The following is an 8599-nucleotide window of genomic DNA, read 5'->3' as shown; positions in this document are numbered from 1 at the left end:
GCTGGATATTATGCGGTTTTTAAAGCGCAGAGAAACTTATGAAAAAATATTCACGGGTTGTAATATGCCCGAAGTGACGACTCCCTTTTCTGAGCGCTATACAAAGAGAAAGGATGGCATCTGGGGGCAGAGAGGAATCAAGTTCCCACAGAATTTCCTGGTATTGGACTCCGCTCTGACAGGAGTGATCTGCCCGAACCGGGAATGTGCCTGGGTTCTGGTACAGGATGGGCATGAAAAAGAAACCATCCTGAAAGACTGGCTGGATTATGACGGTGATTTTTGCAAACCCTGCCCGGTCAGGTATGCCGGAATGTATGATGTTGTCACCAGAGACGGAATTACACTGTCAACGGATGTCTACCTTCCGGGGAATGGGGAAGGACCATTTCCAACCATGCTGGTGCGTACCCCATATGAAAAAGAAGCCGGAGCCGAGAATTATTTCCGCTATGTACAGCGGGGATATGCGGTTGTAATCCAGGATGTCCGGGGCCGGAACTTAAGCGGCGGGGAATTTCTGCCAAATTATTATGAGGTGGAGGATGGGGATGATACGCTGAACTGGATAGCTGCCCAGCCATTTTGTAACCAGAAAATCGGTATGGTAGGCGGCTCCTATCTGGGGTATGTGCAATGGGCGGCGGCAGCCAGTCAAAATCCGTACCTATGTGCCATCTTAAGTATTGTATGCGCGGGAAGTGCGTTTGTGGATGTGCCCAGAAGAGGCGGCTGCTTCACGTCTGGAATGCTGGCATGGTCGTTTGCCATGTCTAAGAAAAAAATGGACCCTGCCCTTATGGTAAGGGATGATTGGGAAGAGGTTCTGGGAATCCGTCCATTGTCCCGGATAGCCCCCGCGGCACTGGGTTATGATATCCCATTCTTGCAGAAATGGCTGAAGCATTCTGATAATGACGAACTGTGGAAGCGTTCGGACTGGCAGGCAAGGAATCCAAATCACCGTATCGTGCCTGCGCTGATTATGTCCGGGTGGTTTGATGATAACGGAATGGGAACCACCCAGGCACTGGAGCTTACAAAGGATTATCCCCCGGGCATGCGAAAGGTGATTCTTGGACCCTGGATGCACAGCGGAAATGCAAATTATGATATTCATGGAATTCATATGGGAATGGAAGCCATACGTTTTGACATCGACCTGATGTTCTTCAAGTGGATTGACCATTTCCTAAAAGGCAGGGAGAACGGGATTGATGCGGCATCACCGGTTGAGTATTATACTCTGGGTGAGAATAAGTGGAAGCAGGCGGAGAATTGGCCTGTAAAGCATGCAGCGAAAAAAGTGTTGTATTTATCCGGGGCGTGCCGGGAAGATGATGCGCTGTCAGGCAAAATATCGTGTAATGCAGCAAGTGTGGTGCCGGATGAATCAGCGTGTCGTCCAGAACATATGCTGCAAGGCAGCAGATCAGACGGTGATACAAATGGTTCACTTACGGATTCTCCGGCTGCTGATGGCAGTGATACTTATTGCTACGATCCGGAAAATCCGGCGCCTCATCTGATCGACATGTCAGAAAATGAGCTGGAAGTTCCGGAAGATTACACAGAGGTAGAAAAACGAAATGATGTGTTAGTTTACAGTACGCCGGTGTTAAAAAAGGCTGTTACCATTACCGGGGATATGATGGTAAAACTATATATCTCTTCTGATGCTCCGGATACGGACTTTATTGTCCGCATTACGGATGTTAGGGAAGACGGACGTTCTGTTAAACTGGCTGACGGCATGTTGTGTGCCAGATACCGGGAAGGTTTCGAACAGCCTGTTTTTATGGAGCCGAAAACGGTGTATCCCATCAGGATTAGAACCACAAAGATTTCCAACACATTTCAGCCTGGTCACCGAATCCGCCTGACGATTACATCCAGTGCAAAAAACTTTATTTTCCCAAACAGCAATACCACCGGCGGTTTTAACAGTGAAAAAACAAGAGTTGCTCAGAATACCGTTTATTATGGAAAGCAGTATCCTTCCGCCGTGGAGATGTGGGTGGAAGATTTTCCGCAGGCGAAGGCATTTCTGGAAGAGGCAGTTGTATAAATTTTATTGCAGATAATGAATGAAGTATGAAACCGCTGAGAAATATGCAGCGGTTTCATTTTTGGTGAATTGTTAACCAAAAATACAAATTAGTTGACAATAGGGGTTAGCTATTATATATTAACTGGTGTAGAAGTTTTTGTGTAAGAGTTTTAAGTAAGAACAAATTTTATGAATGGGAGGTGAAAAATTGAAAAGTAAAATTAAGACAAGTGATATGGTAATGTGTGCACTCTTTACGGCACTGATTGCAGCTGGTGCATTTATAAAGATTCCCGTTCCGGTTGTGCCGTTTACACTGCAATTTTTATTTACCATGCTGGCTGGACTTTTACTGGGTGGAAAACTAGGAGCGCTCAGTGTGGTGGTATATATGGTTTTAGGTCTTGCCGGACTGCCCATATTTTCGGAAGGCGGCGGCTTTGGCTACATTTTTAAACCGAGCTTTGGATATATTATCGGATTTGCGGCAGCCAGTTATGTGACGGGATATATGGCGGGAAAAGCAGGAAGCTTACATATGGGCAGGATACTTGCTGCCAACTTTACAGGACTTGCAATTGTATACGGCGTGGGAATGGTGTATTACTATTTCATCAGCAATTTCGTCATTGATACGCCAATCGGTCTGTGGCCCTTAATCTTATATTGTTTTATTCTAGCGGTTCCGGGAGATATTTGTCTGTGTTTTCTGGCTGCGTTTATTGCAAAAAGATTAAAACCGGTTATCAGCCATCTTTCATGAAAGAGGAGGAACAGTATTGTATCGTGTACAAGATTTAAAGGAAAAAGTATGGAATTTAGAAACTATCCAAAAGGATGAGGCAATGTTCCTGGCAAAAGCGCCGCTGGAGGAACTTTGCAGTGCAGCGGATGAAATACGGAAGAAATTCTGTGACAATGCATTCGATATTTGTACCATCATTAACGGAAAAAGCGGCAGGTGTTCGGAAGACTGCAAATATTGTGCCCAGTCCGCGTTTTATCCAGCCAAAATAGAAACTTATCCCCTGTTGTCATCCGAGGAGATTGTCAGTCAGGCGGTATATAACGAGGAGCGCGGTGTACTCCGTTATTCCATTGTAACATCTGGTAAAAGGCTCAGTGATGAGGAAACAGACCAGGTCTGTGAAAGTATCAGACAGGTCAAAAAAGCGGCAGATATCGCCGTCTGTGTCTCCTTTGGGCTATTAAGTGAGGCTCAGTACCGTAAAATCCGGGAGGCAGGAGCCACCAGGGTACATAACAATCTGGAATCCTCCAGGCGCTATTTTAAGGAAATTTGCACAACCCATACTTATGACGAAAAAATAGAGGCATTACTGGCTGCAAAAAGAGCCGGATTAAGTATCTGCAGCGGGGGAATCATGGGGCTGGGCGAGACTATGGAGGACCGCATTGACATGGTGCTGACGCTGCGTGAACTGGGAGTAAAGTCCATTCCGGTGAATCTCTTAAATCCTATACCCGGGACGCCATTTGAGGAAAATGAAATAATATCCAATGATGAAATGTGCAGAATAGTTGCTGTTTTCCGCTTTCTGATACCGGATGCATCCATACGGCTGGCGGGTGGAAGAGGGCTTCTGCCGGATAAAGGTGAGCGGTGCTTTTCCTCCGGTGCAAATGCTGCAATTTCGGGAGACATGCTTACTACTTCCGGGATCAGTATCCGGCAGGATATGGAATTGTTAGAAAAATTAGGGTATAAGGCGGTGCTGTATCATGGGTAAAAGTATCTTTATAGTGGGAACGGGCACCGATGTGGGGAAAACTTATATTACGGCGCTCATTGTAAAAAAGCTTCGGGAAGCTGGAAAGAGAGCGGCTTATTTTAAAGCGGCTGCAAGTGGAAATGTGAGGACAGAAACAGGGCTGATACCGGGAGATGCATATTTTGTGAAGAAGATTTCCGTCATTGACATGGAACTGACTGATATGATTCCCTATGTCTATGAGAATGCGGTTTCCCCTCATCTTGCTTCCAGAATGGAAGGGAATCCGGTGAATCTGGAAGTTATAAAGGAGAAATATCAAGAACTCTGCCATGAATATGATTATATTACCATGGAGGGAAGCGGAGGCATCCTCTGCCCGGTCTGTTTTGATGAAAACGAAATCTGGCTGGAGGATATCATTAAAATGCTGGGCTTAAGCTCTGTTCTTATTGCAGATGCCGGACTTGGGACAATTAATGCGGCAGTACTGACAATCGAATATATGAAACAAAAAGGAATGCCGGTAAAAGGAATTATATGCAATCATTGCCATACGGGAGATCCTATGGAAGAAGACAATAAGAGAATGATTGAACACAGATGCGGCATACCGGTAATAGGCTGTGTGGCTGATGGAGCAGAGAATCTGGACATTCCACTAGAGAAGCTGATCCAATTATATGAGTAACGGAGGAAGAAACATGAATTTAACAGAGAAAGACCTGAAGTATATCTGGCATCCATGTTCCCAGATGAAAGATTATGAAGAACTAAAGCCGATTGTCATAGATCATGGTAAAGGCGTATATTTATATGACAAAGATGGGAAATCCTATCTGGACATTGTTAGTTCCTGGTGGTGCAATCTGCTGGGACATTGCAATCCCAAAATAAATGAAGGGATCAAGCAACAGCTGGATCAGCTGGAACACGTGATATTTGCAAATTTTACCCATGAACCTGCAATTCAGTTATGTGAAGAACTGGCGGGGATTCTGCCGGGAGGTCTCTGTAAATTTAATTTTTCCGATAATGGTTCCGCAGCAGTAGAGTGTGCTTTGAAGATGGCATTCCAATATCAGTATCAGACGGGACATCCCAAAAAGACAAGATTTATGTGCCTGAGCGAAGGGTACCATGGAGAAACCATCGGTGCTTTGTCCGTAGGAAGTATGGATCTCTATGCGAAGATTTATCAGCCCATGCTGATGGATACCATAAGGATCCAGGCGCCGGACTGTTACCGGTGTCCATTTGGAAAATCCAGGGATCACTGTGATGGAGAATGTATCTGCCATGCCCAAGAGGCATTTGAAAAATTTGCAGACGAGACCTGTGCAATGATCGTTGAACCATTACTTCAGGGAAGCGCAGGTATGCGTATCTATCCGGCAGTGTATTTAAAGAAACTGCGGGCTCTCTGCAACAAATATCAGGTACTGTTAATCGCCGATGAAATCGCGACAGGATTTGGACGTACCGGCAGGATGTTTGCCTTTGACCACGCAGGAGTAAGTCCTGATATTATGTGCATTTCCAAAGGGCTTACCGGAGGCTATATGCCAATGGCGATTACCGTAACAACGGATCAGATCTATGATGCATTTTATGCGGATTACAGTGAAGGAAAAGCATTTATGCACAGCCATACATACAGCGGTAATCCACTGGGATGTTCGGCTGCACTTGCGGTACAGAAAATACTGCGGGAAGACCATATACTGGAACATGCTGCAAAAATGGCAGTTTATTTAAATGAGAAATTAGAGGAAGCACTTTTGGATCATCCCAATATAGGAGAAATAAGGCATCTGGGATTAATTAATGCCTGCGAGCTGACACCGGATAAGAAGACGAAGGCTGATTATCCCTCTGAGCTTCGCATGGGTTATCAGATTTATAAAAAAGCATTAAAAAAGGGCTTGATTTTGCGGCCGCTTGGAAATGTCATTTATTTTAATCCACCGCTGATTATCACGGAAGAGGAGATTGATAAAGCGGTGGATATGTGCCGGGATGCTGTTCGTGAAGTTTTGCTATAGTGAAATTTATTTTTTGCGAAAACCACCAACCATATATTCAATAGTAACTCCAATTTTTTTATTGATTTCTCCCAGATCCTGTTTCGGGTAATTTAATGCCAGCTCATTTAGTGCTCCTGAAATAGTATAGGCCATTAATTTAGTATCAACATCATCCGCCAGGTAACCGAGTTGTTTTAACTCGTCTATATGTTCCTGTAATACATGCATGGAGTTTTCCCGGTCTGCTTTTCTCCAGGCGTCCCAGCCAATCACTACTGGGGCGTCCACCAGCAGGATGCGCCGGCAGTTTTTGGCATTTGCACCTTTTACAAAGCCCAGACAACCCAATATAAGCTGATCCCACCGGTCATCACTTTTTAACGCTTCCTTTTCGATATGTCTTGCAATATCTTTTTGAACAGTCTCCAGCACTGCCAGGAAAAGTCCCTGTTTATTTTTAAAATGGTGATATACCGCACCCCTTGTTACGTCGGCTTCTTCTGCAATTTTCTCCAGGGATACATCGAAGTATCCATGCTGTGTGAAATGCTTTCTGGCAATTTTCAATAAGGCAGTTGTTGTCTTTTGTTTGGCTTCCTCTCTTTTCATGACGGTATCTCTCCGGCGTTGAAGTTTTCTTGAAATTCCTTACTTGGGGGAATGGCTTCGATAATATCAACAATGATATTATTGGGATCCTGCATAATGAAATGCCGCTGTCCATAAGCTTCGTCCCGTAAAGGCAGTATGACTATTCCTTCTGCCTTTTTTGTTAGCTCTGCGTAAATCTGTGCAGCGTTTTCCACTTCTATGTTTAAGATCATTCCCTGAATAATCGCCCTGCCGGATTCCGGTATGGTGTCGTGCCCCGCTTCAATAAAGGCTAATTCATGACCATCCGGGTGTGACAGACTAACATACCAGTCACTAGTAAAGGCTTCTGTAAAACCAAAATAATTTTTATAAAACAGACAGCTTTCTTCCAGCTTTTCGGTCATTAAAACGGGATATATACTTTTTATCATTTTTCATTTCTCCTTCTTATTTTTGATTTCTCATTCCATGTTTGATAATCCATTCCTGTGCTTTGCCGGAAGGTGTTTTTCGCCACTGTGCAATGATATGTTCCGCCTTCTGTGGAGCTTCCCGGTATAAGTCATTCAGATTATTGCCAACACTTTTTTGCACAAATTTTTCCGGGTCGTCTTTTAAATTAGTAAGAATTTCAGTATACCGTTCAAACTCATCCAACGCGGCATGCAGTTTTATGCCCCAGGGTAAACGAATTCGAACTCCCTCACTGGCAAGCCTTCGCACGTGGACGTTATCATCATGTGTCCATATGATCAGCTCGTCCATTACTTCTGCGGGATGCTCTTTTAGCAAAGGACGGATAGCAAACTCACCAGTAAACCGTTTTGTCAATTCTTTCAGGAAATCCAGTGATACCTTCCAGTTTTCATTTCCGTTTCGTTCCACATATCTGCCAATAGGCCAAAGCCACCATCCAAAGTTAAACATTCCTTCCGGCTTGGACAATTCGGGGCCCAGCAGTTCATAAAAAGCCTGAATATTTTCTACATAATCATTACCCATGCTTTTTTCCATGGCATCTGCAATACAGTCAAATCTGGCGTATAATTCTTTGTCGTCAAGATGTCCGATTATGTCACTGCAAAAGTTCTGCGAGTTGAAGTGGGGCATTACAGAGGACAGTGCAGAAGAAAGTTCCAGTACATATTCGTCGTTGTAATGCTCTTTGTGCTTCATATGTATTACCTCCTTTTTAATCTTTTGTTTTATATTAACATACGTACAGTCTGTACGTCAAATTGTTTTTTGAGAATTTATAATGTGGACTGGAAGACGGGGGAAGTAGGATTGCGGAGTCTGGAAAATGAGTGAAAAAACACAAATATTACATTTCATACACGGCAGATACATTTCAAATTAAATTTATATTTGATAGAATATATATACAGAACATGAAACAGAAAAGAAACAGAAAAAGATGAAATGTAAAGGAGAAGCTAGTATGAAAAAAAGGTTAATTGTAAAATTTTTATCGATGGCAGTTGCAGCATCAATGATGGCAGCAGGCTGCGGTGCTGCTACAGAAACTTCGGAATCGAAAGAGTCAAAAGAATCTGCCAATAGCAGCGAGTCAGTATCAAAAGAATCTGCACCTGGAACAGAAAATAGTGATCAGACGCAAGCAGCCGGAGAGAAAAGCGAGGGTGATATCCCGTCGGAATTGACACTGTATACCTATTATGCAGACAGCGCAATTGAACAAGTTGACAGAGCGCTGGAGATTATGAAGGAGACGTATCCGGATTTAAAGATTAATATTGAACATCGAACAGATTCAGATGGTAGTGTTCTGAAAACAAGAGCAGCAGTTGGAGAATTACCGGATATCTTTGAATGTACAGGCCAGTTAACGGATCTGTTGGTAAAATCAGGTGATCTGGCGGAATTAGATTCCGTTATAGAAGAGACGGGCTTTTTCGACCAGTATATGGACGGTAATTTTGAGGTGAAAAAATCGGCGGACGGACATTATTACGCGATTTCATCGACTATTCCGGAGTGTTGTCTGATGTTCTATAACAAAGAAGTTTTTGCCAGACTCGGACTGAGTGAACCGAAAAATTACGATGAATTTAAAACGGTGGTTGAAAAGTTAAGCGGGGATGGCATTATACCTTTGGCTCTGTTTGCACAGCAGAAATGGCCGGGGCTTCAGATGTTTGATATGGCAGTGATAGGAGAGGGCCAGCCGCTTG

9 protein-coding genes are annotated in these 8599 nt (G+C 43.8%); 6 read left to right on the top strand and 3 right to left on the bottom strand.

Translation table 11 applies throughout. The features are described from left to right. The 5 genes from ACH2DQ_RS12800 to bioA form a co-directional block, all read left to right on the top strand. On the top strand, nucleotides 1–2068 hold a 2068-nt coding region (locus tag ACH2DQ_RS12800; RefSeq protein WP_395026981.1), incomplete at its 5' end, for a CocE/NonD family hydrolase. Nucleotides 2069–2243: 175 nt separating this feature from the next. Continuing rightward, nucleotides 2244–2813: a biotin transporter BioY gene (locus ACH2DQ_RS12795; RefSeq protein WP_394915756.1), complete on the top strand. Its 570-nt coding sequence runs from the start codon at nucleotides 2244–2246 to the stop codon at nucleotides 2811–2813. Between the two features lie 16 nt (nucleotides 2814–2829). After that, nucleotides 2830–3801: a biotin synthase BioB gene (gene bioB / locus ACH2DQ_RS12790; RefSeq protein WP_394915757.1), complete on the top strand. Its 972-nt coding sequence runs from the start codon at nucleotides 2830–2832 to the stop codon at nucleotides 3799–3801. Next, nucleotides 3794–4474 (top strand): dethiobiotin synthase, encoded by a 681-nt coding sequence (gene bioD, locus ACH2DQ_RS12785; RefSeq protein WP_394915758.1) that lies wholly within the window; start codon nucleotides 3794–3796, stop codon nucleotides 4472–4474. The genes bioB and bioD overlap by 8 nt, the downstream gene beginning before the upstream one ends. A gap of 13 nt (nucleotides 4475–4487) precedes the next feature. After that, nucleotides 4488–5828, top strand: coding sequence for an adenosylmethionine--8-amino-7-oxononanoate transaminase (bioA, locus tag ACH2DQ_RS12780; protein ID WP_394915759.1), 1341 nt, complete (start codon nucleotides 4488–4490; stop codon nucleotides 5826–5828). A gap of 6 nt (nucleotides 5829–5834) precedes the next feature. On the opposite strand, the gene ACH2DQ_RS12775 is transcribed toward bioA, so the two are convergent. From ACH2DQ_RS12775 to ACH2DQ_RS12765, 3 genes are read right to left on the bottom strand one after another with little or no spacing between them, the layout of a single operon-like run. Further along, nucleotides 5835–6419, bottom strand: a complete 585-nt coding sequence (locus ACH2DQ_RS12775; RefSeq protein ID WP_394915760.1) for a TetR/AcrR family transcriptional regulator — start codon at nucleotides 6417–6419, stop codon at nucleotides 5835–5837. Further along, a complete protein-coding gene (locus ACH2DQ_RS12770) occupies nucleotides 6416–6835 on the bottom strand; it encodes a VOC family protein (RefSeq protein WP_394915761.1) in 420 nt (139 codons plus the stop codon). Before ACH2DQ_RS12770 ends, ACH2DQ_RS12775 begins: the two co-directional genes overlap by 4 nt. A 16-nt stretch (nucleotides 6836–6851) precedes the next feature. Then, nucleotides 6852–7580: a DNA alkylation repair protein gene (locus ACH2DQ_RS12765; RefSeq protein WP_394915762.1), complete on the bottom strand. Its 729-nt coding sequence runs from the start codon at nucleotides 7578–7580 to the stop codon at nucleotides 6852–6854. A 265-nt stretch (nucleotides 7581–7845) separates the two neighbouring features. Here ACH2DQ_RS12765 and ACH2DQ_RS12760 point away from each other — a divergent pair. Next, the coding region (locus ACH2DQ_RS12760) for an ABC transporter substrate-binding protein (RefSeq protein ID WP_395026976.1) at nucleotides 7846–8599 on the top strand (754 nt) is incomplete at its 3' end.

The organism is Robinsoniella sp. (genome assembly GCF_034124845.1).
The sequence above is the reverse complement of the archived record's forward strand: the minus strand, read 5'-3'. Positions and strand labels throughout refer to the sequence as shown.

Excerpts from the sequence above, each read along its gene's own strand:
- ACH2DQ_RS12795 (WP_394915756.1), top strand. The coding sequence starts at position 2,244 with ATGGGAGGTGAAAAATTGAAAAGTAAAATTAAGACAAGTGATATGGTA.
- bioD (WP_394915758.1), top strand. The coding sequence starts at position 3,794 with ATGGGTAAAAGTATCTTTATAGTGGGAACGGGCACCGATGTGGGGAAA.
- bioA (WP_394915759.1), top strand. The coding sequence starts at position 4,488 with ATGAATTTAACAGAGAAAGACCTGAAGTATATCTGGCATCCATGTTCC.
- ACH2DQ_RS12775 (WP_394915760.1), bottom strand. The coding sequence starts at position 6,419 with ATGAAAAGAGAGGAAGCCAAACAAAAGACAACAACTGCCTTATTGAAA.
- ACH2DQ_RS12770 (WP_394915761.1), bottom strand. The coding sequence starts at position 6,835 with ATGATAAAAAGTATATATCCCGTTTTAATGACCGAAAAGCTGGAAGAA.
- ACH2DQ_RS12765 (WP_394915762.1), bottom strand. The coding sequence starts at position 7,580 with ATGAAGCACAAAGAGCATTACAACGACGAATATGTACTGGAACTTTCT.